Here is a 22,298-nt window from a genome sequence, read left to right as displayed (position 1 = left end):
TGTGTAATTTTATTAACCTTGTATGGTTATTTTAGTTTTTGGACAAGGTTTTGCTGTATTGAGTTTAAGCTTTACTCGTTTTATTTTTTTTAGTTTATAATGGCTAGTAAGATTATTATTAAAATCATAAAATAAAAACTCTTCATAAATACCATTTGGAATATTTTTCTCTTTTTTCCATTCGTTATATGCAGTTGGATGTAAGAGAATAGGTGAGTGAAACTCTGTGTCTTCTTTGATGATATATTGAATTGCACCAATTTTTTTTCTCGTTTTCTTCTTCTTACTCTTTACATAGGTTAGTTTGTAGTTTTTAAGAAGTATATTATTTATTAATGTGTCTTGTAGATTAATAAACTTGTAATCTTTAATCCTATTTTTATATTGATTATAAACATTAGCTACATCTTTACAGTCTAAAATATCAATTTCAGCAGATTTAAAAAGCTTGTTTTTTAGAACTTTAACTTTAGAGTAATGTTTATCGGTATCAACAAATTCTAAAGAATAATTTAAGCTGTCGAGATTCTTAATTGTAATATAATAGCTATTATTTTTAGAATTAGTATAGAGATATTTTGTAAACGTACTATCTTTTATTGGAGTTATGGATTTACAATCATATTCTAATAAAGTATCGAACACATAAGATTTTTGAGCGAAGCAAAATGTAATATTTAGCAATACAGCTAAGGTGAATATTTTCATGATAGTATTTTTGTATTAAAAAGTAATATGCTGATAAGCACCTAAATCTGAAGAAGTAGTTCTATTTACGCCTAAAATATCAAGCGGAACTTGAGACGAAAATATTGTATTTCCTTCTGCATTTGCAGCAGAATCATTACCAATTAGCAAATCGTTATTAAAAGGTGCTCTAAAATCTGGCTCTTGATTACGGATTATGTTCTCGTAGTGTGTTGTATCATTAAAATCGTAATTATCACCACTTGGACTGCTAGACGAATCTTCAAACTTTACTAAACAATTTGTAAACTTAAAATTAAAGGTTACTGCAGGATCTGTTACTTCATCTAAAATAAACTCAGGATTATCGTTTCCGTAGATTATAGAGTTATTAAAATTAGCTTCGGTAAAAACGGTAACATTTGTAATGTTATTAGTATCTACAAAGAAGTTGTTAACTAAAAGTGCAGGGAACTGTCTAAAACTGTTATTCCAATAATTAGCAATTGTACTGTGTGTGAAATTATATTTTCCACCTTGTGTTAAAGCAACCGAAGACTGTCCAGCATTATTTACTACTAGATTTTCAGCTGTAATAGATGTGTTTCTTGCTAAAATACCATAGTTACTAAAGTTGTATAATTGAGAGTTAGTAATTGTTAATTTAGGTAGTGCTGTATCTGCATTGCCATCAATTAAAATACCGACTGTTCCATTTTTAATAGTAGCGTGGTTAATTGTGTTATTTATGCTATTTTCGAAAAGCCAGATGCTTCCCCATTGTCCAGGAACATCTGCGAATGCTGGTTCTAATCTGTCGCTTTCAAAAATGACTTCATTCTCCATAAGCTCTGGATCTGTACTTAAACTCCCGTTAACTTGCAATGATGCATTGTCTGAAACTAATAGACCTGAATTGGCATGGAAATGTACTCGTGCTCCAGCATCTATAGTTAGTGTTTCTCCGCTTGGTACAGCAGCATAACCATATATAACGTAAGGTCTTTGGTTGGTAAAAGATAGTTCAGATGGTAATAACTCACGACCTTGTATTTCTGTTTCTACCGGTTGCCCATCTACAGTTATAGTTAATGTTTCTATTACTCCTGTGGTGTTATCGCGATCTGGATAGATAAATACAGCATCTTTAACCAGTGTTACTAAATCTACGGATTGTAAATTACTACCGGCATCAAAATTTATTTTATCTGTATAAAGAAATTCATTTTCTAAAAGTGTTTGATTTTGAATGTCTATAGTTGTTTCTACAAAAATAAACAGGCTGTCTTTAGCTTGTATTTCTACATTGTTAAATGTTTGTCCTGCATTTCCATCTACATTTAATCTGTAGTTAGAAGCGGTGCCACGTTCTAAACCAATTGATGGAATAGAGATGTCATTATCACTTCTGTTATATACTTTTAAATTATAAGTGCTTGATCCTATGTTTGTGAAAACAGTATCTAAATAGACAGTATCTTTAGAGAATTCAAGGTTCCCTGTACTAGGAGCGAAGTCGAAATCTTGTCTGCAAGAGCTCCAAAACAGTAAAAAACTAAAAACAAAAAAAAAGTAAAGAATGCGTTTCATGTGGTAATATTTATTGTTTTTTATGCAACATGTTGTTTCGCATCTTTAATTAAAGAAGTAATTAACATACTTGTTGCATAAAAAGTAATGTATATAGTAGCTTTAAGCGACTAAAATATAACTTTTGAATTTATGTTTTAGTATGTATTTAGTTTAATTATAAAAATATTAGTCTGTTTTTTCTCTTTTGAAGTTTTTAATAATTGTATTGAATTCTTCACTAGCTTTAATAATGTTTTCTAATAAATCAAGGTCTTTATTTTCTGTCAATAATTTACTGTCAATATTTTTTGCTTCAACAAACTCAAAGAATAAGAATTTTTTATCTTTTTCTATGTCTAAGGTTTCTGTTAGCAGTGCGTCGTTAAAGAGCGAATGTTTGTTATTGAATAAGGAGATTAAATTCTCGTAAGAGACAGGTACAAAAGGATCTGCTTTGTTTTTATTTTTAAATAATTTAGCAACCAAACCAATAATTTTAATAATATCTAAATTGCCTTCTGGCATTTTACCGTATAAATGAGGATTGTTTTTTATGTCTTCTAAAAGCGCATTTTTTAAATTAGTTTCCGTGGCTTTTACGTCTGCTATTTTTTCTTTTTCAGTGCCATTAATGTTAACCTCCTCTAGTGTGTTTTTTGTTTCTTTAAGCTGAATAACTAAAGCTTCTTTTTCGTGAATAGGCTTCACGATAATATTTTGTGTTTTATAAAGAAAGGCACTTACTTTTAAAGTATCGTTAGTTTTCGCGGTAATGGTAAACGCTCCATTTTTATTAGTGTAGGTTATCTTTTTATTAGAAAGGTTCTCAATTTTAATATCTTCTATAGTTGAAGTAGCATTATAAATTACACCATTAACCGTTTGCGCTAATAATGTAATAGGACAGAATAAAATAAGGAGAATGTAAAATGGTTTCAAATGATTAATGCTATTGGTTGCGTTCCAAAAATAGGATTATATCATTATTATGTATTAGTATTTATAAAACTTTAACAGCTCATTTAGTAGGCTTTATGGAAATAATTTTAAAATATCTTCTGTTATACGAGCCGGTCTAAAAGTTTTGGAAGCCATAAAACACCATTTGGTTTCAGACTTAGCTAAAAGAGTGTTTGTTTTAGCATTTAAAATTTCGACTATTCTAATGCAAGTAACACCTTTTATATCTCTAACATAGGTTTTTAAAACAAGTTCATCATTTAAAAATGCTGGTTTTTTGTAATCGATTGTATGCGATAATAGTATCCAAAAATATTTATCGGTAATATTTTTAGGCGCATTCTCTAACCAATGCGATTTAGCCACACTATTAACCCAGTCTATATAACGCACGTTATTAACGTGGTTAAGTTCGTCGAGATCATCTTCTGTTACGGTGATGTTTTTTGTAAATGCTAACAAACTATTCTTTAATTATTTTAACCTCAAACAATTTATCCCAACGTTTTCCTGTAACAAAAATAGTTTGTGTTTCAGGATTGTAAGCAATACCGTTTAAAACATCAAGACCTTTATGTTTTGTTACGCGCTCTTTTAAAGGAGAGAAATCGATAACAGCCTCTGTAGCTCCATTTTCTGGATTAATTATTACAACACCATTTTTTTGATAAATGTTAGCGTATATTTTTCCGTTTATCCACTCTAGTTCGTTAAGCTTACCAATTTTACCTTTATTAGTATAGACTTGAATATTACCATCTTCAACTAAAGTTTCAGGATTTAAGTGCCATATTTTTTCGGTACCATCACTTTTATAAAGCATTTTACCATCGTTGCAAATTCCCCAACCTTCTTGGCTTTTGCCAAATTTAAACGTACTAGTACGCTCGAAAGTATCTGCATTATAAACAAAACCTTTACCGCTTAACCAAGTTAATTGGTAGATGTTGTTATTTAAAACAGTTAATCCTTCTCCAAAATAATTATCGGCTAAGTCTACGTTTTTAAGTACTTCTCCTGTTTTGTAATTTACTTTACGCAATTTACTTTCTCCTTTTTGTCCAGTACTTTCGTATAATTCGCCATTAAAAAATTCTAAGCCTTGCGTGTAAGATGTGATATCGTGAGGATAGGTATTTATAATTTCGTACCCAAATACTTTAGGAGCAACGTTATTTACAATAGATACATTTTGTATCGCAGTTTCTGTTTCTCCGTCGTATTTTATTGTAGCGATAATATCATGGCTTCCAAGTTTAAAATCTGTAAGCTTAGTCGTTTCACTTATTTCTTTATTATCTAGAGAATATGCTACCGATTCTATCTCAATATTTTTCGGATTTTGGATGGTAACTATCAATTCTTCGCCTAAAGCAATCGTTTTATTGGTAGTATTTGTAGAAATACTAAAGTTTTTTTTAGCAGAACTGTCTCCGCAATTAAATAATGTAATTGCTAAAATTATGATAAAGAGGTGTTTAAATACGTTCATTTTGTTCTTGTAATTTTAAGCAAGATATTTATTAAAATTCGGTTTAAAAAATGATTGTGATAAAAATAAAAGATTGTATATTTGCACCGGCAAGTCCTACACAACTAGCTCCTGTTGAATCCTCCAGGTCGGGAACGAAGCAAAGGTAAATGGTCGTAGCAGTGTGATGTAGGTAGCTTGCCTTTTTTTATACAAAAAACTTAAATCTTGAAAGCCTAGGCTAGTCAGGATTTTTTTTGTTTAATACATTCTCTTAAAAGAGAAATATCATTATTTAAGTATATTGTATTTTAAATTTTAATGTCTAATAATAAGGTATGTCTAAAGTTATATTAATTACAGGAGGATCATCGGGAATTGGAAAATCTATTGGAGAATATTTAAAGGCGTACGGTTATACTGTTTATGGTACAAGCCGAAGTCCTGAAAAATACGTCAATCATCCTTTTAAAATTGTAGGTTTAGATGTAAAAGATGTAGCGACTATTAATAACGCTGTAGCGGAAGTAATTGCTGCCGAAGGAAAACTAGATGTCCTTATTAACAATGCAGGAGTAGGTATAACAGGACCTATTGAAGAGATTCCTGAAGCCGAAATACAAAACAATTTCGATACTAATTTTTTTGGACCAATAAACGTTATTAAAGCTGTTTTGCCGCAAATGCGCAAGCAAAATAGCGGATTGGTAATTAATGTTACATCTATTGCTGGTTATATGGGGTTGCCTTATCGTGGAGTTTATAGTGCTAGTAAAGGAGCTTTAGAGTTATTAACGGAAGCTTTTAGAATTGAGTTAAAAGATTTTAATGTTAACATGACTAATATAGCACCTGGTGATTTTGCTACCAATATTGCAGCAGGTCGTTACCATGCACCTTTAAAAGACGATTCTCCTTATAAAAAATATGGAAGTGTGTTAAGCGATATAGACGAGCATGTAAATAATAGTAGTGATCCTATTGCTGTTGCAAAAATGGTTTTAAAAGTTTTAAAGACTAAAAAGCCAAGAACGCATTACAAGGTAGGCGATTTTATGCAAAAGTTTTCTATTGTTTTAAAGTTCTTACTTCCTGATAAGGTATACGAGAAAATGCTTATTAATCATTATAAGCTTTAACGGTTCTATTTTAATTAAAAAGTACTGATTAAAGATAAATAGTTAGCATCATAACTATTATGCTATTGCTTTTATTAATATCATTTTTTTAGGCATAACTTTAATTGTAACTTTGTAGTGCGTTAAGGATAGCAGCGGCATCCTTTTTTGCCATTAAAAGCAAAAAAGATATAGCGTATAGCCTGACCTTTAGGTAACGCCCAAAATAATAAACACAACTAAATATTTAATATGAAATTTTTTATTGACACAGCCAATCTTGCGCAAATTAAAGAAGCAGAAGATATGGGAATCTTAGATGGCGTAACTACAAACCCATCTTTAATGGCTAAGGAAGGCATTACAGGAACAGATAATATTTTAAAACATTACGTAAAGATTTGTAATCTTGTTGAAGGTGATGTAAGTGCCGAGGTTATTTCTACCGACTTTGAAGGTATGGTAAAAGAAGGTGAAGCATTAGCCGAATTACACGAACAAATCGTTGTAAAATTACCAATGATTAAAGATGGTATTAAAGCTTGTAAATACTTTAGCGATAGAGGTATTAGAACAAATGTAACTTTAGTGTTTTCGCCAGGTCAAGCTTTACTTGCTGCAAAAGCAGGAGCAACGTATGTGTCTCCTTTTATTGGGCGTTTAGACGATATTTCTACAGATGGTTTAAACCTTATTGCAGAGATTAGACATATATATGATAACTACGCTTTCGATACGCAAATTCTTGCTGCATCTGTGCGCCACACAATGCATGTTATAGATTGTGCTAAGTTAGGTGCAGATGTAATGACGGGTCCTTTAAGTTCTATCGAAGGTTTATTAAAACATCCTCTTACAGATATTGGTCTTGCTAAGTTTTTAGAAGATTATAAAAAAGGAAACTAAGTTTAAAAATTTAGTGCATAAAAAAAGGTCATGAAAATTAATTTTCATGACCTTTTTTCTTTATAATAATAATTAACTATTGGTTTAATAAGCCTAATAGTTCTTGTTCGAAACCTATACCAAACATATTTGCTTTCGCATTAACAATTTCTCCTTTTTTATCAAGGATAAATACTTTTTGTATTGGTTCTATAAATAGTGTTTCTTTAGCTTGCCTTGGTGCTTTAAAACGGTATTCGTTGTGCAGTCTAACATCGTATTTTGCTATAATATCAGATTGCTGCTTATAAGAAATAACATCTATATTAATGGCAATAAAATTAAACTCTGGATATTTTACATTTAATTCTTTTACTCGCTTGTGTGAAGAAATAAGATGATTTTTGTTGCCTTTAGACCAAAAATAAACAACTGTTGGTTTTTTTATTAGTCCGTGTAAGCTAACTTCTTTGTCGGCCGTATTAAGTAATTTAACTTCTGGAATTTTGTTTCCAGGGCTTAGCCTTTTATAAGAACATACAAATTGAGAAACTCTTTCTTTATCGCTATTGTTTGTGCTTTTTTCTTTAAAAGATTTAAGCATTGCATCGTAATCTTCGGGGCTTTTAGAGACGCTAATAAATTGCCCAATAACAAATCTTAATAAGCTATTTTTAATGTCTTCATTACTTACTTTTTTATCTATAAGATCAAGCTTGTCTAGGTTGTAATGGATATCTAATTTGTTATAAACACTATCGTTAGAGTGTGTGAAGTGTTTTTGTAATGCTAGGTTGTTAAAATGAAATCTTAAAAATGATATATAAGGACTGTAATCTTTTAGATTTACATTATTATAATCTATGCTCTCTCTGTAGGCGTAAAAGTCTCTAGGTAGACTTTTAAAAGCATCTAATTCTGATATTTTATAATTTGCTAAAGGATAGAGTTCTTTGTGTGCGTAATATTCGTAATAAATACTTGCTTCTGCAATTTCATTAAATAAGTTAGAAGTTTCTGTTTTGCGTTTAATTCTATCTAGTTTTTTTAGTTTTAAATCTCTAGATGCTCTATAAATACTATCGAATTCTTTAGATGTTTTTTGTCCTAAATCAAGAATTTTTTCATCTTCTTCTTCATTTAATAAATACATTTCCATTAGGAAATTATTTTCTTTAGCGCCTTTACCAACATAAACAAGAGACTCATCAAAATCTAAAGTATTTAAACGTAACATTAAACTATCGTTAGATTCAATTAGAAAATTTTGAAATTCTCTACCATCAAAAAAGCCAAAAATACCTGGCTCGAAATTGGTTAATGTATAAGAAAATCTATTCTGATGATTAAGTCGTACAGTATCTAATGGGATGTCGGCTTTTTTAATAACTATATAATCACTGTTTGGATTAATAATTTCTCCTCCAATATATGCTTTGTTAATAGAGCCGTCTACCTTATCTTTTTTACAAGACAATAGGGATGCCGCCAATATTACAATAAGAAATAAGGAATTAGATTTCATAGATAAGTACATGCAATAGTTATGGAAACAAAAATATGTTTTGAAATCGAATTGTGGTGTTAATGCGTTGTTAAATTGAATATAAAATAAGTTAATTGTCTAGACTTTAGAGTGTTGGTTAATAGATATAACAGAGCATTTGTTTTAATAAACCGAAGATATTATTTACTTTTGCAAAAAACTTACAAACGCTTTTATGTCAAGGAGTAATTAGCAATAGATTTATAAGTTTTTAGATTAAAAAATAGAATAAAAATTTTCTGAGATAAAAATATATACAATAGATGTTATCAGTTTCAAATCTTTCGGTACAATTTGGTAAACGTGTACTTTTTGACGAAGTAAATACAACCTTTAACAATGGAAATTGCTACGGAATTATAGGCGCAAATGGTGCTGGAAAATCAACGTTTTTAAAAATAATTTCTGGACAGCAAGATGCTAATTCTGGAAGCGTGCACTTAGAGTCGGGAAAACGTTTATCGGTTTTAACACAAGATCACAATAAGCATGATGAAGACACGGTTTTAGAAACTATTTTAAAAGGAAATCAGCCTTTATATAAATTGAAGTCTGAAATCGACGCATTATACGCAGATTATACAGATGCTAATGCAGAGAAAATAGGAGAGCTTCAAGTACAGTTTGAAGAAATGAACGGTTGGAATGCAGATAGTGATGCTGCTGCAATGTTATCTAATTTAGGTATTAATGCAGATTATCATTACTCTTTAATGGCAGATTTAGATGGTAAGCAAAAAGTACGTGTGTTATTAGCACAAGCGCTTTTTGGAAATCCAGATGTGTTAATTATGGATGAGCCTACCAACGATTTAGATTACGAAACTATTTCTTGGTTAGAAAACTTTTTAGCAAATTATGATAATTGTGTAATAGTTGTCTCTCACGATAGACACTTTTTAGATGCGGTTTGTACGCACATTAGTGATATTGATTTTGGTAAGATTACTCATTTTTCTGGAAACTATACGTTCTGGTATGAGTCTTCTCAATTAGCAGCAAGACAACATGCACAGCAAAACAAAAAAGCTGAAGACAAGAAAAAAGAATTAGAAGAATTTATTCGTCGTTTCTCTGCCAACGTAGCAAAAAGTAAGCAAGCTACTAGTAGAAAAAAGATGATTGATAAACTTAATATAGAAGATATTAGACGTACAAGTCGTCGTTATCCAGCTATTATTTTTGAACGCGATAGAGAAGCGGGAGATCAAATTTTAAATGTAGAAGGCTTATCAGCTAAGTTAGATGGTGAAGTTTTATTTAAAGACATCGATTTAAGTTTAAATAAAGGAGATAAAGTTGTTTTGTTTTCTAGAGATTCTAGAGCAACTACTGCTTTTTATCAGATTTTAAATAATAATTTAGAAGCAGATTCAGGTAAATTTGCTTGGGGAGTTACAACTACACAATCTTACCTTCCTTTAGATAACAGTGAGTTTTTTAATAACGATTTAACTTTAATAGATTGGTTACGTCAATGGGCTCAAACAGAAGAAGAAAGAGAAGAAGTAAATATTCGTGGATTCCTTGGTAAAATGATTTTTAGTGGAGAAGAAGCTTTTAAAAAATCTACAGTTTTATCTGGAGGTGAAAAAGTCCGTTGTATGTTATCTCGTATGATGATGACTAGAGCAAACGTTCTTCAATTAGATGAGCCTACAAACCACTTAGATTTAGAAAGTATTACTGCTTTTAATAACTCTTTAAAGAATTTTAAAGGAACTGTATTGTTTACTACTCATGATCACGAGTTTGCACAAACTGTTGGTAATAGAGTAATAGAAATAACACCAAATGGAGTTATAGATAAATACACAACTTTCGATGAGTATATGCAGGATGCTAAAATTAAAGAGCTTAGAGAAAAAATGTACGCGGTTAAAGCTTAATTAGTTTTAATTAACGATATAAAAAAAGCCTCAAAAATCTATGATTTTTGAGGCTTTTACTATTTAGTATAAATTACTATTCACTAGTTTCTAATTCTCCACGAACAGTTTCTACAATGCGTGTTGCAATAGCGATTTCACTTTCGTGAACGTAAACTTCTGGTTGTCCAATTAAGGATGCTCCAAATCCAGCTAATCGCCCAGACTCTGTTTCGTCTTTAATAACTGGATTTATGCCTTCGTCTTCCAAACGTTGTTTTATTACTTGAACAATAATAGTTCCTCCTGTGTAAATTTTTATGTATTCTGAATCATTCATAGCTTGTTGTATTAAAGGTTATACTTAAATATACGAAATAATAGGCATAAACTTACAGAGCAAAGTATAGTTTAAGTTTATTTTAAGAGATCTAAAGTCATGTTTTTTTCGTATATTATATAAAATGATTGTTAAATTGTTATGAGATGAATACTTCAGAAAGATTAAAATATAGAATATTGTTATTCCTTTTTGGTTTTTCGGTAATTATCAACGCACAAGAGACTTTTGAGATTGAAACGGCAACGACTCAAGATCTTTTAACGCATTCTCAAGTAGATATAGTTTCATTCTTATCGACTTCAAAAGAACATTCTACATTTTTAAAATTACTTAAAGCTACAGGAGTAGATGAAAAGATTTCTAGTGGAACTAGTTTTACGCTCTTTGCACCAACTAATGCCGGTTTCGAGAAGTTGCCAAAAGGAACCGTAGAGAATTTACTATTACCAGAAAATAAATACAAACTTATTAATATACTACAGTATCATATTATTGCAGGAAACATTAATACTACTGTAATGTCTAAGAAAATTAAAAGGAGTCGAGGTAAAGCCCAATTTAAAACTGAAAGCGGAGGTGTAATTACCATTTTTAATAAACATGGCATTTTTACAATTGAAGCAGAAAAGGGTAAAGGGATATTAATAGAGAACCCAGATAAGTTACAAAGCAATGGTTTTGTACATATAGTGGATACCGTATTAATACCTAGATAACTTAAAGGTTAAAACGAGTTTAACTCGCTTTATTCCGCTTTTAGGTAATTGTATATGCTGTAAGCTCCATAAGCGATAAATACAGCAGCAAGTATTAGTCTAAAGTTTCCGTAGTCTACACTATCAACATATAAGTGATTGTATATTCTATAACCTCCAATAGCAATAAAAGCTAAACCGGCAATTAAGGTCCATATATTTTTTTGCTTAGTTTTATTATTTTGTGTATCCATAGTATTGCTAAGTTTGAAGTGTTAAATAACAAAAAAAGAGCTTAATTAGTTCAAAATCTAATTAAACAGAATCTTTTTGTTATAAAAATGCCCAAAAAAGCATTTAACTTTTTTGGGCATTATGTAATTGTTTGTCTTGTATTTAAGAGTTTAAGTTAAATTCTTAATCCAACAGGAAGCAACTTTTTGTATTGTCTATTTCGCCTAATAAATTTAGCAATTTCAGGATTTGTAGGTACAACACTTAAATTGCGTTCTTCAATATTATCGAAAACTAATTTAAGAAAATCTGAGGTAAAGTTCTCGTCTTTAATCTCTTCAGGAATAATTAACTTAGTAAGGAAGATTTTTCGTTCTTGCAAAGAGTATTCAATCTTAGCAAAATGATCTCCAATTTTTAATTCAAATTGACGTTGAAATTCATTGTCAACTAATTCAGCAGCATCAGTCATATTTATAATAAGTTTAATTTATTGTTAAGGGAATAAAAAGAGTGCTATCTATTTTATAGCTTTACACAATTCAAAAATACGAAATTTTATTGTTAATTAATTCCTAATTACTGTTAAATACTTATGAATCAAGACGTAATACATGTTTATTTAATGCCAGGAATGGCGGCAAATCCGTCAATTTTTGATAATATCTCATTACCAGAAAATCAGTTTCAATTACATAAGTTACATTGGGAGATTCCTTTAAAAAATGAAACCATAAGTAACTATGCCTTAAGGATTATCGAAAAAATTGAGCATGAAAACATTGTGTTATTAGGTGTGTCTTTTGGTGGGATTTTAGTTCAGGAAATGAGTAAACATATTGCTTTAAGAAAGCTTTTTGTAGTGTCTAGTGTAAAAACAAAACATGAGCTTCCAAAAAGATTTAAAGTATTAAAAGCAACAAAGGCTTATAAGTTATTACCTACACAATTAGCAAGTAATCTGGATTTATTGGCTAAATTTTCGTTTGGGAATTTAATAAAGAAGCGTATAGACTTATATAAAAAGTATCTTTCTGTTAACGATAAATATTATTTAGATTGGTCTATAGATCAAGTTATTAATTGGGAGCAAGAAAATGTTATTACCGAGGCTATTCATATCCATGGAGAGAAAGACATGGTTTTCCCTCATAACTGCATTGAAAACTGCATTACGGTAAAGAATGGAACACATATAATGATTATAGATAAATACAAATGGTTTAATGAAAATTTACCCAAATTAATCTTAGAATAAATAAGGGTTTATGGTTAAATTATTATAATTTTATAAAAAATGAAATGAAGATGAAAATTGTACAAAAAACATTAGCAGGAATTGGTCTTTTATGCCTAGGAGCATTATTTATAAATGCCTTTCAAGAGGCTCCAACAGACGAAAATTTAGAAAAGAAAATTATAAACGATTATAATGTTTACGCATTACAAGTTCCCGATTATTTGGAGTTTGCAGGAGAGCGCGTACCTTTAAGTGATCCGGATGTTTTAGAACGTATGGATAAGGAGTTGTTGGTAAATACATACTGGCAGTCTAACGGTTTATTAATGTTTAAAAGAGCACAAAAATACTTTCCTATTATCGAGCCTATTTTAGCTAAAAATGGTATTCCAGATGATTTTAAGTATTTAGCAGTAATAGAAAGCGGATTAACAAATGCAAAATCTCCTGCAGGAGCAAGTGGTTTTTGGCAGATTATGAAAGCAACCGCTAGAGAAAATGGACTAGAAGTTAATGATAATGTAGATGAGCGTTACAATCTTGAAATGGCAACACAGGTAGCTTGCGATTATTTAAACAAATCTAAAGAACGTTTAGGTTCTTGGACTAATGCTGCTGCTGGATATAATGCAGGTAATTATGGAATCTCAAAAAGATTAGATGCACAGAAGGTCGACAATTATTACGATTTACTTTTGGGTCAAGAAACTGGTCGTTATGTATTTAGAATTATAGCTTTAAAAGAGATTTTGTCTAACCCAACAAAATATGGCTTTAATTTTAGAACTAAAGATTTGTATACAGCAATTCCAACATATAAAGTGTCTGTAGATACAGCTGTTACAGATTTTGCACAGTTTGCTAAAGATTTAGGAATTAACTATAAGATTTTAAAAATACATAATTCTTGGTTAAGAGAAAACAAATTAAATAATGCATCAAGAAAGCAATATTTTATTGATGTTCCAGAAAAAGGATATTATTCTACAACTCCATAAATGATAGAAATTTTAAAAGACAATTGGTTCAAGTTAATTATAATAGTTAATTATCTATTAGTTATTTCTGCTGTTGTAACTATTTTATTTAGAAAGATAAATCCAACAAAAACACTAACATATATTATTGTGCTAGTGTTTTTTCCGTTTTTAGGACTTTTGGTTTATTACTTTTTTGGTCAAGAATACAGGAAAAATAAAATATTCAATAGAAAGCATATTTTAAACGAGAAAATAATTAAAGATCTAAATAGGGATTTAAGCCAAGATAAAAGTGAACTTAAAGAACTTGAAGACGATTTATTAGAAGATAAAATAAAATTAGTAAAACTCCTTCAAGGAAGTGATAAATCGCCTTTAACACGATGTAATAAAGTTGAAATTTTAAACAATGGAGAAGTTAAATTTAAACGTCTTTTTGAAGATTTAAAGAATGCAACTCATCACATTCATCTAGAGTATTACATTATAAAAGATGATAATATTGGTACAGAACTATTAAATATACTCTGTGAAAAGGCTAAGAATGGAGTAGAGGTAAGGTTAAGTGTAGATGATGTGGGCTCAGATATTTCGCATAAAATGAAACAAAAGCTAAAAGATAGTGGCGTTCAACTTTTTTCTTTTATGCCAGTATTATTCCCGAAGTTTACAGGGCAAATGAATTATCGAAACCATAGAAAAATCGCTATTATAGATGGTTCTATTGGTTATTTAGGAGGTATAAACGTATCAGATAATTATGTTAATAAACCTGATAAAAAAGACTATTGGAGAGATACGCATATTAGAATAGAGGGAGAAGCTATAGTTACTTTACAAGTTCAGTTTTTAATCAATTGGGAGTTTGTATCAGAGTCTCAAGTAAAAATAATAAAAGATTATTTTCCTAATAAAGAATGTAAAGATAATGTAGCAGTACAAATAGCTGCTAGTGGTCCAGATACAGATTGGGCAAATATTATGGAAGTTATGTTTTCTGCAATTACTTCGGCTAACGATTATATATATTTAACAACACCATATTTTATTCCAAATGATGAGTTTATTATGGCATTGCAAATAGCATCGCGTAGTGGTATTGATGTTAGGTTATTAATTCCAGACGAAAGCGATTCCTGGATAGCTAAACATGCAACCAATTCGTATTTAGAGCGTTTGTTTGATGCTAATATAAAAGTGTACCGCTACACAAAAGGATTTATACACGCCAAAACAATGGTTGTAGACGATGTGTTTTCAACTATTGGAACTTCGAATATGGATTATAGAAGCTTTAAAATTAACTTCGAAATTAACGCTGTTATTTACGATAAGCAGAAGAGTGAAGAATTAAAAAGTTACTTTATTGAAGATCTTAAAAATGCTGAAGAAATGTCTGCCGAAGCTTGGCTACAAAGATCAAAGTTTAAAAAATTAAAAGAAGCCTATTGTAAACTTTGGGCACCTTTATTATAAGACTTTAAAACAAAAAAAAAGCTCACTATTGTGAGCTTTTTTTTTAATCTATTTTATTAGTTGGGCCTTTATTATCTAGAAGCTCTTCTTTGCGCTCTCATAGAACCACCTTGTCCATAGTGCTGTTTTGGAGCACCTTGAGCACGTTTCATGTTTGCTTTCATTTCTTTAATTTGATCTTTAAGCATATCATTCTTATCTAATTTTTGAGCTTCGTTAATAAGAATAGTAGCCTCTTGCTTCTTACGTTTAGAAAAAGCAATACCAGCTAAGTTTAATTTTGCCATAGCCATATCTTGATCCATACTTAAGCCTAAAGTAACCGCTTTTTTAAAGTGCTTTTCTGCTGTATTCATATCGCTTTGAGAAACCATTATACCTTGTAGATAGTAAAAGTATCCTTGTTGCTTAGTAACTAAAGCTGCTTCAGGATTTTTTATCTTATTAAGCCATTTTTGAGCACCTGGAAAATCTTGTTTACGTAATTTTAAAAAAGCTAGTAAAATAAATTCATTCTTAAAATATAAAAAGATAAAGATTAGTGCTAAAAAGATAAGCATAATACCATTACCAATACCACCTTCGGTAAACTGCCAAACTGCTGTTGCTAATATTAAACCAGCTATTATTAATTTAAATACTTTATTATACATTGTAATGCGTTTTTATTGTTTTTTAGAAATGCTTATTTATCATATAAGAGTGCAAAGAAACTCATTTTTTCTGAAATACCTATTGTTACGAATTGGATTTATGCTTCATTTTAGCCTTATTTTATTGCTAAATGCTTCATATTTAAAAATAAAACAATACTTAGTAAAATATTTTTTAAATAAGGTTTGTGAAATTAAAAAGTCGTTGTATATTTGCGCTCAGTTTTAGGGGTCACCCAAAACAATTAGATAGATTTTACAATTCAGATTTAAAAAAATAAGACAATGCCAAAAAGAACGTTTCAGCCATCGAAAAGAAAGAGAAGAAATAAACATGGTTTTAGAGAGAGAATGGCTTCTGCTAATGGTAGAAAGGTATTAGCTCGTAGAAGAGCAAAAGGAAGAAAGAAAATATCTGTTTCATCTGAAACTAGACATAAAAAATAATGATTAACAATTGTTAATATATTAAAGGCGTTACTTAGGTGTAACGCCTTTTTTTGTATCCTAGATTTACTATTTTTGCATCACATAATAAAAAACTAAAATGCCAAAGAACTCTAAATTAAAATCGATACTTATTATTGGCTCAGGACCAATTGTAATTGGGCAAGCCTGTGAATTTGACTACTCTGGAACACAAGCTTTACGCTCGTTAAGAGAAGATGGAATAGAAACTGTTTTAATAAATTCTAATCCAGCAACTATAATGACGGATCCTTCAATGGCGGATCATGTATATTTGTTGCCTTTAACTACAAAGTCAATAGTTAAAATATTAAAAGAACATCCTCATATTGATGCTGTTTTACCAACAATGGGAGGACAAACTGCTTTAAATTTATGTATTGAAGCAGATGAGAAAGGAATCTGGAAAGATTTCGATGTAGAAATTATAGGTGTTAATATCGACGCTATTAATATTACAGAAGATAGAGAAAAGTTTAGAGAGTTAATGCTTGCTATAGATATTCCTATGGCACCACAAGCAACAGCTACTTCTTATTTAAAAGGAAAAGAAATCGCTCAAGAGTTTGGCTTTCCTTTAATAATTAGAGCCTCTTTTACTTTAGGTGGAGCAGGTGCTTCATTTGTACATAAAGAAGAAGATTTTGACGAGTTATTAACACGTGGATTAGAAATTTCTCCTATCCATGAGGTTATGATCGATAAGGCTTTAATAGGTTGGAAAGAATATGAATTAGAGTTACTTAGAGACTCTAACGATAACGTTGTTATTATTTGTGCTATTGAAAATATGGATCCAATTGGTATTCATACTGGAGATTCTATTACAGTTGCTCCAGCAATGACATTAAGTGATAAAACGTATCAAAAAATGCGTGATATGGCAATCCATATGATGCGTAATATTGGTGATTTTGCAGGAGGTTGTAACGTACAATTTGCTGTAAGTCCAGATGAAAAGGAAGATATTATTGCTATCGAAATTAATCCTCGTGTGTCTAGATCTTCAGCATTGGCCAGTAAAGCAACGGGTTATCCAATTGCTAAAATTGCAGCAAAATTAGCTTTAGGTTATCACTTAGACGAATTACAAAACCAAATTACTAAATCTACTTCTGCCTTATTCGAGCCTACTTTAGATTATGTGATTGTTAAAATTCCACGTTGGAACTTTGATAAATTTGAAGGATCTGATAGAACTTTAGGTCTTCAAATGAAATCTGTTGGTGAAGTCATGGGAATTGGTAGAAGTTTCCAAGAAGCACTTCACAAAGCAACGCAATCTTTAGAGATTAAGCGTAATGGATTAGGTGCAGATGGAAAAGGTTATAAAAATTACGATCAAATTATAGAGAAATTAACCAATGCAAGTTGGGATCGTGTATTTGCTATTTACGATGCGATACAAATGGGAATTCCATTAAGTCGTATTCATGAAATCACAAAAATTGACATGTGGTTTCTTAAGCAATATGAAGAATTATATTTCATAGAAAAAGAAATTTCAACGTTTACAATAGATACAATCCAAAAAGATTTATTGCTTGAAGCAAAGCAAAAAGGTTATGGAGACAGACAAATAGCACACATGTTAAGCTGTTTAGAAAGTGAAGTATATAATAAAAGAGAAGAGTTAGGTATCAATAGAGTTTATAAATTAGTAGACACTTGTGCTGCTGAGTTTGAAGCAAAAACACCTTATTATTATTCAACTTTCGAAAGTGATGTTGAAACTGCAGATGGTAAACGTTTTGCAGATAATGAAAGTATTGTTTCCGATAAGAAAAAAGTAATCGTTTTAGGATCAGGACCAAATAGAATCGGGCAAGGTATTGAGTTCGATTACTGTTGTGTACATGGTGTTTTAGCTGCTGCAGAATGTGGTTACGAAACTATAATGATAAACTGTAATCCTGAAACTGTTTCTACAGATTTTGATACAGCAGATAAATTGTATTTTGAACCTGTATTCTGGGAGCATATTTACGATATAATTAGACATGAAAATCCCGTTGGTGTTATTGTACAGTTAGGCGGACAAACCGCTTTAAAACTAGCAGAGAAACTATCTAAATACGGTATTAAGATTTTAGGAACTAGTTTCGAAGCTTTAGATTTAGCAGAAGATAGAGGGTTGTTTTCTAACATGTTAAAAGAAAATAATATTCCTTATCCAGAATTTGATATTGCTACAACAGCAGATGAAGCAGCTGCAATTGCAGATGTTTTAGACTTTCCAATTCTAGTAAGACCTTCTTATGTACTTGGTGGACAAGGCATGAAAATTGTAATTAACAAACAAGAATTAGAAGAGCATGTTGTTAGCTTATTAGCACGTATGCCTGGAAACCAGTTATTATTAGATCATTATTTAGATGGCGCAATAGAAGCAGAGGCAGATGCTATTTGCGATGGTGAAAATGTTTATATTATTGGTATAATGGAACATATTGAACCTTGTGGTATTCATTCTGGTGATAGTAATTCTTTACTTCCTCCTTTTAATCTTGGACCTTTAGTAATGCAACAAATAATAGATCATACTAATAAAATTGCATTAGCTCTAAATACAGTAGGTTTAATAAATATTCAATTTGCAGTAAAAGACGATATGGTTTACATTATTGAAGCCAATCCAAGAGCATCTAGAACGGTACCGTTTATAGCAAAAGCTTATGGAGAGCCTTATGTAAATTATGCTACTAAAGTAATGTTAGGAGAGAAGAAAGTAACAGATTTTAATTTCAATCCGCAATTAAAAGGTTACGCAATTAAGCAGCCCGTTTTCTCTTTTAATAAATTTCATAATGTAAATAAAAAACTAGGTCCAGAAATGAAGAGTACTGGAGAAAGTATCTTATTTATAGACGATTTAAAAGACGATGAATTTTACAATTTATACTCACGTAGAAAGATGTATTTAAGTAAATAATAAGCATATTTATTATATTTTTAAAAGCGTGAATTATTTTATAATTCACGCTTTCTTAGTTAATGTATTGATGTAAATTCATAATAGTGGTGATTATTTTGTATTTTTAATAAAATTACACGATATGATTAAAAAATTACTCCTTACAATATTAACACTTGCAACGATAAATTTATCTGCGCAAACTGAAACAGTTACTATAGATTGGTCCATTGGGTCTAATTCTGATGTAATGCCTGCAACTGCTGTAACGAATGCAGATAGAACCATTGAGGTTGGAGATACTGTAGTTTGGAATTATTATGCAACAGGAACGCATACTGTAACTAGCGAACCTGGAAGCACAGAGACTTGGGATAGTGGTCTTATAGCATCTGGAACAAGTGTAACTTATAGCAAAACGTTTACTACTATTGGTACAAATGCTTATGTGTGTACACCTCACAATGGCAATATGTATGGAACAATAACGGTAGTAGCCGATGGAACATTAAGTGCTCCTCAATTTGAAGCACCAACAAAATTTTCAATTTATCCTAATCCAAGTAGTGATGTTATGAATATTAACATTCCTATGCTAACTGACGAAGGATTAAAACTAGAAATTTTTAATGTTTTAGGAAAGAAAGTATATACGCAACAGTTAAGTAAGCTATCGTCTAGCGTTAATATCGCGAAGTGGAATAGTGGATTGTATTTGGTAAGGTTAACATCTCCAGATCAAGATATTACTTTAACCAAGCGCTTTGTAAAACTTTAACGGTACAATTTGAACAAATAAAAAAGCCTTCAAAATATAATTGAAGGCTTTTTTATTTTTTAGTAGTTGTCCGGAAGCTCAATTTTTACTTTATAGTCTCTTAATTGATCTAAATAATCATGATGCGAAAAATCTTGATGATTAAATTCAGCTTGTCTTGATTTTTTTGTGTCTATACGTTTAAGAGCTTTTAAATATCTCTTTACTTCAGTTTTATCGTTTAATATTATACCGGGAACTTCAATAGATTTTCCATTATCATCCTTAGCTACCATTGTAAAATAAGAAGAATTACAATGTTTCATCTTACCAGTCTGTATGTTTTCTGCTTCAACACGAATACCAACAACCATAGAGGTTCTCCCAACATAGTTAACAGAAGCTTTCATTGTAACAAGTTCTCCAACTTCTATTGGACTTAAAAAATCTACAGTATCTACAGAAGCAGTTACACAATAGGCTTTAGAATGTTTGCTAGCGCAAGCAAAAGCAATGTTATCCATAATACTTAATATATAGCCTCCATGAATTTTTCCGCTAAAATTAGAATGAGAAGGCTTCATTAATTCTGAAAGGCTAATCCTTGAGCTGTCAACTTTTTTATAGTTTGGCATAATCTATTGTTGGTTATTAGAATTGTTTAACTCTACTTTGGTAATAAAATATTTAGTGTCTCCAAGCCAAAACAACGTTTTGTAGCGTTCAAAATAAGTTAATTTTACCATACGTCCTTGGTATTTGTTTAGGTCTTCAACAACTTTGGTTTCTCCGCTTTCTACAGAAAATTCAAAAATTTGTGCTTCGCTAACACCTTGGCTAATTTCTCCTTCCCAAGTTTTAAACATAAAGCCTTTGTTAGTAAATTTAACTAATTCACCAGCGCGAACACCTTCACTATAAGATACGTAGTATATAAATGCAAAATAACCTGCAGCTATAAGTAAAATGACTACAATGGATTTAAATAAAAATTTTATCATAATATTAGTTTGTTAATCGTCGATTTGAGCGCGTTTTATAATTTTTTCAGGCAATGCTTTTTTAGCTTTGGCACCAAGTTTTTTAATTTTTTCTACACTAGTTACAAGGTTTCCTTTGCCTTCAACTAACTTATTCATTGCGGCAGAGTAGTCCTTTTTAGCATCGTCAATTTTCTTGCCAACGCCAGTTAAGTCTGTTACTAAGCCATGAAATTTATCGTATAAAGCACCTGCTTGACGCGCAATTTCGATAGCATTTTGTTGTTGTTTTTCGTTATTCCACATACTATCTACAGTACGTAAAGTCGCTAAAAGCGTAGATGGTGTAACAATAACAATGTTTTTTTCGAAAGCTTTATTGTATAGTGAGTTGTCTGCATTTATAGCTACTGCAAAAGCAGGTTCAATTGGTACAAACAATAATACAAAGTCCGGACTTTCTATGTCGTATAAATCTTCGTATTTCTTTTCAGAAAGCTGATCTACGTGTCTTCTAATAGAATTAATATGTGCTTTTAAATACGTTTCTCTATCTTCATCTTCTGCATTAACGTAACGCTCGTAATCTGTTAAAGAAACCTTACTATCAATAATCATTTTTTTGTTATCTGGTAAGTGTAGTACAATATCTGGTAATACTCTTGAGCCATCTTCTCTTGTAAAATGTTGTTGTACAAAATACTCTCTGTCTTTTTCTAATCCAGATTTTTCAAGCACGCGTTCTAGAACAAGTTCTCCCCAATTTCCTTGCATTTTACTATCACCTTTTAAAGCTCTAGTAAGGTTTGTTGCCTCTTTGGTCATTTGTTGGTTTAAATCTTTTAAGCCTAACAATTGTTCTTTTAAAGCAGAATGCATGCTTATGCTTTCCTTTTGGGTATCGTCTACTTTCTTTTCGAACGTAAGTATCTTTTCTTGTAACGGATTTAAAATGTTTTTAATGTTTTCTTTATTCTGAAGTGTGAATTTCTCACTCTTTTCATCTAAAATTTTAGTGGCTAGTAATTCAAAATCCTTACGTAATTGTTCCTGTCTTAATTCAACTTCTTCATCACGCTTTAAGTTTAACTTCTTAAGATTTTCGAGATCTGCATTTTTTCTAGCAAGTTCTTCATTTAAAAAGTCTTTTTCACGACGAATACCTTCACGTTCAGTTTCAATTTTAGAAATAGTGATTTTAAATTCATCTAATTTAGAATTTAGGACTGTATTTTGTTTTTCAGCTTCTGTATTATGAAACTGTTTAAACTCGTTAAGTTGCTGTTGTAAGTTGTTATTGCGTTCTTCTAAGGTGCTTTTTTCGCTTTTACTTTTTAGTTTAGTAAATACCATGCCTATGTATGCTCCAGCTATGGCAGCAATAAAAATGGCAAGAATGAGGATTATGTTGTCGTTCATAATAAGTAATTATAAGTAGATGTAAAAGTAAT

The 22,298-nt window shown here is 30.6% G+C and carries 23 protein-coding genes and 1 other RNA gene; 11 read left to right on the top strand and 13 right to left on the bottom strand.

Annotated features, from left to right (window positions below):
* Positions 1-12 precede the first annotated feature (12 nt).
* From Q0935_RS11890 to Q0935_RS11870, 5 genes are all read right to left on the bottom strand, one after another.
* Complete coding sequence (locus Q0935_RS11890) at positions 13-708, bottom strand: hypothetical protein (protein ID WP_299386229.1); 696 nt, start codon at positions 706-708, stop codon at positions 13-15.
* A gap of 15 nt (positions 709-723) precedes the next feature.
* The gene (locus tag Q0935_RS11885) at positions 724-2,277 is read right to left on the bottom strand and encodes a hypothetical protein (RefSeq protein WP_299386224.1); all 1,554 of its coding nucleotides are present in this window, start codon (positions 2,275-2,277) and stop codon (positions 724-726) included.
* Between the two features lie 168 nt (positions 2,278-2,445).
* Positions 2,446-3,198: a hypothetical protein gene (locus Q0935_RS11880; RefSeq protein ID WP_299386220.1), complete on the bottom strand. Its 753-nt coding sequence runs from the start codon at positions 3,196-3,198 to the stop codon at positions 2,446-2,448.
* Between the two features lie 93 nt (positions 3,199-3,291).
* Positions 3,292-3,681 (bottom strand): thioesterase family protein, encoded by a 390-nt coding sequence (locus Q0935_RS11875; protein WP_299386216.1) that lies wholly within the window; start codon positions 3,679-3,681, stop codon positions 3,292-3,294.
* Between the two features lies 1 nt (position 3,682).
* Positions 3,683-4,711, bottom strand: coding sequence for a glutaminyl-peptide cyclotransferase (locus tag Q0935_RS11870; protein ID WP_299386211.1), 1,029 nt, complete (start codon positions 4,709-4,711; stop codon positions 3,683-3,685).
* 87 nt (positions 4,712-4,798) lie between these two features.
* On the opposite strand from Q0935_RS11870, the gene ffs reads away from it, so the two are divergent.
* The 3 genes from ffs to fsa all read left to right on the top strand — a co-directional run bounded on the left by ffs (position 4,799) and on the right by fsa (position 6,714).
* An RNA gene (gene ffs, locus Q0935_RS11865) (signal recognition particle sRNA small type) lies at positions 4,799-4,897 on the top strand.
* A gap of 131 nt (positions 4,898-5,028) precedes the next feature.
* Complete coding sequence (locus Q0935_RS11860) at positions 5,029-5,829, top strand: SDR family oxidoreductase (protein WP_299386207.1); 801 nt, start codon at positions 5,029-5,031, stop codon at positions 5,827-5,829.
* A gap of 231 nt (positions 5,830-6,060) precedes the next feature.
* Positions 6,061-6,714 carry a fructose-6-phosphate aldolase gene (fsa, locus tag Q0935_RS11855; RefSeq protein WP_299254358.1) on the top strand — a complete coding sequence of 218 codons (654 nt, stop codon included), beginning with the start codon at positions 6,061-6,063 and terminating at the stop codon, positions 6,712-6,714.
* A 76-nt stretch (positions 6,715-6,790) separates the two neighbouring features.
* Here the strand turns inward: fsa and Q0935_RS11850 are convergent, their stop codons facing one another.
* Positions 6,791-8,170 (bottom strand): hypothetical protein, encoded by a 1,380-nt coding sequence (locus Q0935_RS11850; RefSeq protein ID WP_299386203.1) that lies wholly within the window; start codon positions 8,168-8,170, stop codon positions 6,791-6,793.
* 332 nt (positions 8,171-8,502) lie between these two features.
* Between Q0935_RS11850 and Q0935_RS11845 the strand changes: the two genes are divergently transcribed.
* Positions 8,503-10,128 carry an ABC-F family ATP-binding cassette domain-containing protein gene (locus Q0935_RS11845; RefSeq protein WP_299254364.1) on the top strand — a complete coding sequence of 542 codons (1,626 nt, stop codon included), beginning with the start codon at positions 8,503-8,505 and terminating at the stop codon, positions 10,126-10,128.
* Between the two features lie 76 nt (positions 10,129-10,204).
* Here Q0935_RS11845 and Q0935_RS11840 read toward each other — a convergent pair whose 3' ends face one another.
* Positions 10,205-10,447 carry a DUF2007 domain-containing protein gene (locus Q0935_RS11840; protein ID WP_299254367.1) on the bottom strand — a complete coding sequence of 81 codons (243 nt, stop codon included), beginning with the start codon at positions 10,445-10,447 and terminating at the stop codon, positions 10,205-10,207.
* A gap of 146 nt (positions 10,448-10,593) precedes the next feature.
* On the opposite strand from Q0935_RS11840, the gene Q0935_RS11835 reads away from it, so the two are divergent.
* Positions 10,594-11,166 (top strand): fasciclin domain-containing protein, encoded by a 573-nt coding sequence (locus Q0935_RS11835; protein ID WP_299386199.1) that lies wholly within the window; start codon positions 10,594-10,596, stop codon positions 11,164-11,166.
* Positions 11,167-11,195: 29 nt separating this feature from the next.
* Here Q0935_RS11835 and Q0935_RS11830 read toward each other — a convergent pair whose 3' ends face one another.
* Complete coding sequence (locus Q0935_RS11830) at positions 11,196-11,399, bottom strand: hypothetical protein (protein WP_299386194.1); 204 nt, start codon at positions 11,397-11,399, stop codon at positions 11,196-11,198.
* A 155-nt stretch (positions 11,400-11,554) separates the two neighbouring features.
* Complete coding sequence (locus Q0935_RS11825) at positions 11,555-11,851, bottom strand: N-acetyltransferase (protein WP_299254373.1); 297 nt, start codon at positions 11,849-11,851, stop codon at positions 11,555-11,557.
* Positions 11,852-11,974: 123 nt separating this feature from the next.
* Between Q0935_RS11825 and Q0935_RS11820 the strand changes: the two genes are divergently transcribed.
* From Q0935_RS11820 to cls, 3 genes are read left to right on the top strand one after another with little or no spacing between them, the layout of a single operon-like run.
* Positions 11,975-12,637 carry an alpha/beta hydrolase gene (locus tag Q0935_RS11820; RefSeq protein WP_299254376.1) on the top strand — a complete coding sequence of 221 codons (663 nt, stop codon included), beginning with the start codon at positions 11,975-11,977 and terminating at the stop codon, positions 12,635-12,637.
* Positions 12,638-12,687: 50 nt separating this feature from the next.
* Positions 12,688-13,617, top strand: coding sequence for a lytic transglycosylase domain-containing protein (locus Q0935_RS11815; protein ID WP_299386190.1), 930 nt, complete (start codon positions 12,688-12,690; stop codon positions 13,615-13,617).
* The gene (cls, locus tag Q0935_RS11810) at positions 13,618-15,075 is read left to right on the top strand and encodes a cardiolipin synthase (protein WP_299386186.1); all 1,458 of its coding nucleotides are present in this window, start codon (positions 13,618-13,620) and stop codon (positions 15,073-15,075) included.
* 71 nt (positions 15,076-15,146) lie between these two features.
* Here cls and Q0935_RS11805 read toward each other — a convergent pair whose 3' ends face one another.
* Positions 15,147-15,728 carry a DUF2892 domain-containing protein gene (locus Q0935_RS11805; RefSeq protein ID WP_299254385.1) on the bottom strand — a complete coding sequence of 194 codons (582 nt, stop codon included), beginning with the start codon at positions 15,726-15,728 and terminating at the stop codon, positions 15,147-15,149.
* A 285-nt stretch (positions 15,729-16,013) separates the two neighbouring features.
* Here Q0935_RS11805 and rpmH point away from each other — a divergent pair, with 285 nt between their 5' ends.
* From rpmH to Q0935_RS11790, 3 genes are all read left to right on the top strand, one after another.
* Positions 16,014-16,175 (top strand): 50S ribosomal protein L34, encoded by a 162-nt coding sequence (gene rpmH / locus Q0935_RS11800; RefSeq protein ID WP_028281753.1) that lies wholly within the window; start codon positions 16,014-16,016, stop codon positions 16,173-16,175.
* A 100-nt stretch (positions 16,176-16,275) separates the two neighbouring features.
* Positions 16,276-19,128: a carbamoyl-phosphate synthase large subunit gene (gene carB / locus Q0935_RS11795; protein ID WP_299386181.1), complete on the top strand. Its 2,853-nt coding sequence runs from the start codon at positions 16,276-16,278 to the stop codon at positions 19,126-19,128.
* Between the two features lie 124 nt (positions 19,129-19,252).
* The gene (locus Q0935_RS11790) at positions 19,253-19,888 is read left to right on the top strand and encodes a T9SS type A sorting domain-containing protein (RefSeq protein ID WP_299386177.1); all 636 of its coding nucleotides are present in this window, start codon (positions 19,253-19,255) and stop codon (positions 19,886-19,888) included.
* A 59-nt stretch (positions 19,889-19,947) separates the two neighbouring features.
* On the opposite strand, the gene Q0935_RS11785 is transcribed toward Q0935_RS11790, so the two are convergent.
* Genes Q0935_RS11785 through rmuC form a run of 3 tightly spaced genes read right to left on the bottom strand, consistent with a single transcriptional unit; the run spans position 19,948 to position 22,266 of the window.
* Positions 19,948-20,502: an acyl-CoA thioesterase gene (locus Q0935_RS11785; RefSeq protein WP_299386172.1), complete on the bottom strand. Its 555-nt coding sequence runs from the start codon at positions 20,500-20,502 to the stop codon at positions 19,948-19,950.
* Positions 20,503-20,505: 3 nt separating this feature from the next.
* Entirely contained in the window at positions 20,506-20,868 is a 363-nt protein-coding gene (locus tag Q0935_RS11780) for a 6-phosphogluconate dehydrogenase (protein ID WP_299386168.1), read from the bottom strand.
* Positions 20,869-20,880: 12 nt separating this feature from the next.
* A complete protein-coding gene (rmuC, locus tag Q0935_RS11775) occupies positions 20,881-22,266 on the bottom strand; it encodes a DNA recombination protein RmuC (protein ID WP_299386164.1) in 1,386 nt (461 codons plus the stop codon).
* Positions 22,267-22,298 lie beyond the last annotated feature (32 nt).

It is taken from the genome of uncultured Lacinutrix sp., from assembly GCF_947500605.1.
Classification (GTDB): domain Bacteria; phylum Bacteroidota; class Bacteroidia; order Flavobacteriales; family Flavobacteriaceae; genus Lacinutrix.
This window is presented reverse-complemented; position numbering and strand designations above follow the sequence as displayed.

What these genes read in the sequence shown, in the direction of transcription:
- Q0935_RS11890 (WP_299386229.1), bottom strand. Translation starts at nt 708, where the DNA reads ATGAAAATATTCACCTTAGCTGTATTGCTAAATATTACATTTTGCTTC.
- Q0935_RS11885 (WP_299386224.1), bottom strand. Translation starts at nt 2,277, where the DNA reads ATGAAACGCATTCTTTACTTTTTTTTTGTTTTTAGTTTTTTACTGTTT.
- Q0935_RS11870 (WP_299386211.1), bottom strand. Translation starts at nt 4,711, where the DNA reads ATGAACGTATTTAAACACCTCTTTATCATAATTTTAGCAATTACATTA.
- Q0935_RS11860 (WP_299386207.1), top strand. Translation starts at nt 5,029, where the DNA reads ATGTCTAAAGTTATATTAATTACAGGAGGATCATCGGGAATTGGAAAA.
- fsa (WP_299254358.1), top strand. Translation starts at nt 6,061, where the DNA reads ATGAAATTTTTTATTGACACAGCCAATCTTGCGCAAATTAAAGAAGCA.
- Q0935_RS11845 (WP_299254364.1), top strand. Translation starts at nt 8,503, where the DNA reads ATGTTATCAGTTTCAAATCTTTCGGTACAATTTGGTAAACGTGTACTT.
- Q0935_RS11840 (WP_299254367.1), bottom strand. Translation starts at nt 10,447, where the DNA reads ATGAATGATTCAGAATACATAAAAATTTACACAGGAGGAACTATTATT.
- Q0935_RS11835 (WP_299386199.1), top strand. Translation starts at nt 10,594, where the DNA reads ATGAATACTTCAGAAAGATTAAAATATAGAATATTGTTATTCCTTTTT.
- Q0935_RS11830 (WP_299386194.1), bottom strand. Translation starts at nt 11,399, where the DNA reads ATGGATACACAAAATAATAAAACTAAGCAAAAAAATATATGGACCTTA.
- Q0935_RS11825 (WP_299254373.1), bottom strand. Translation starts at nt 11,851, where the DNA reads ATGACTGATGCTGCTGAATTAGTTGACAATGAATTTCAACGTCAATTT.
- Q0935_RS11820 (WP_299254376.1), top strand. Translation starts at nt 11,975, where the DNA reads ATGAATCAAGACGTAATACATGTTTATTTAATGCCAGGAATGGCGGCA.
- Q0935_RS11815 (WP_299386190.1), top strand. Translation starts at nt 12,688, where the DNA reads ATGAAAATTGTACAAAAAACATTAGCAGGAATTGGTCTTTTATGCCTA.
- cls (WP_299386186.1), top strand. Translation starts at nt 13,618, where the DNA reads ATGATAGAAATTTTAAAAGACAATTGGTTCAAGTTAATTATAATAGTT.
- Q0935_RS11805 (WP_299254385.1), bottom strand. Translation starts at nt 15,728, where the DNA reads ATGTATAATAAAGTATTTAAATTAATAATAGCTGGTTTAATATTAGCA.
- rpmH (WP_028281753.1), top strand. Translation starts at nt 16,014, where the DNA reads ATGCCAAAAAGAACGTTTCAGCCATCGAAAAGAAAGAGAAGAAATAAA.
- carB (WP_299386181.1), top strand. Translation starts at nt 16,276, where the DNA reads ATGCCAAAGAACTCTAAATTAAAATCGATACTTATTATTGGCTCAGGA.
- Q0935_RS11790 (WP_299386177.1), top strand. Translation starts at nt 19,253, where the DNA reads ATGATTAAAAAATTACTCCTTACAATATTAACACTTGCAACGATAAAT.
- Q0935_RS11785 (WP_299386172.1), bottom strand. Translation starts at nt 20,502, where the DNA reads ATGCCAAACTATAAAAAAGTTGACAGCTCAAGGATTAGCCTTTCAGAA.
- Q0935_RS11780 (WP_299386168.1), bottom strand. Translation starts at nt 20,868, where the DNA reads ATGATAAAATTTTTATTTAAATCCATTGTAGTCATTTTACTTATAGCT.
- rmuC (WP_299386164.1), bottom strand. Translation starts at nt 22,266, where the DNA reads ATGAACGACAACATAATCCTCATTCTTGCCATTTTTATTGCTGCCATA.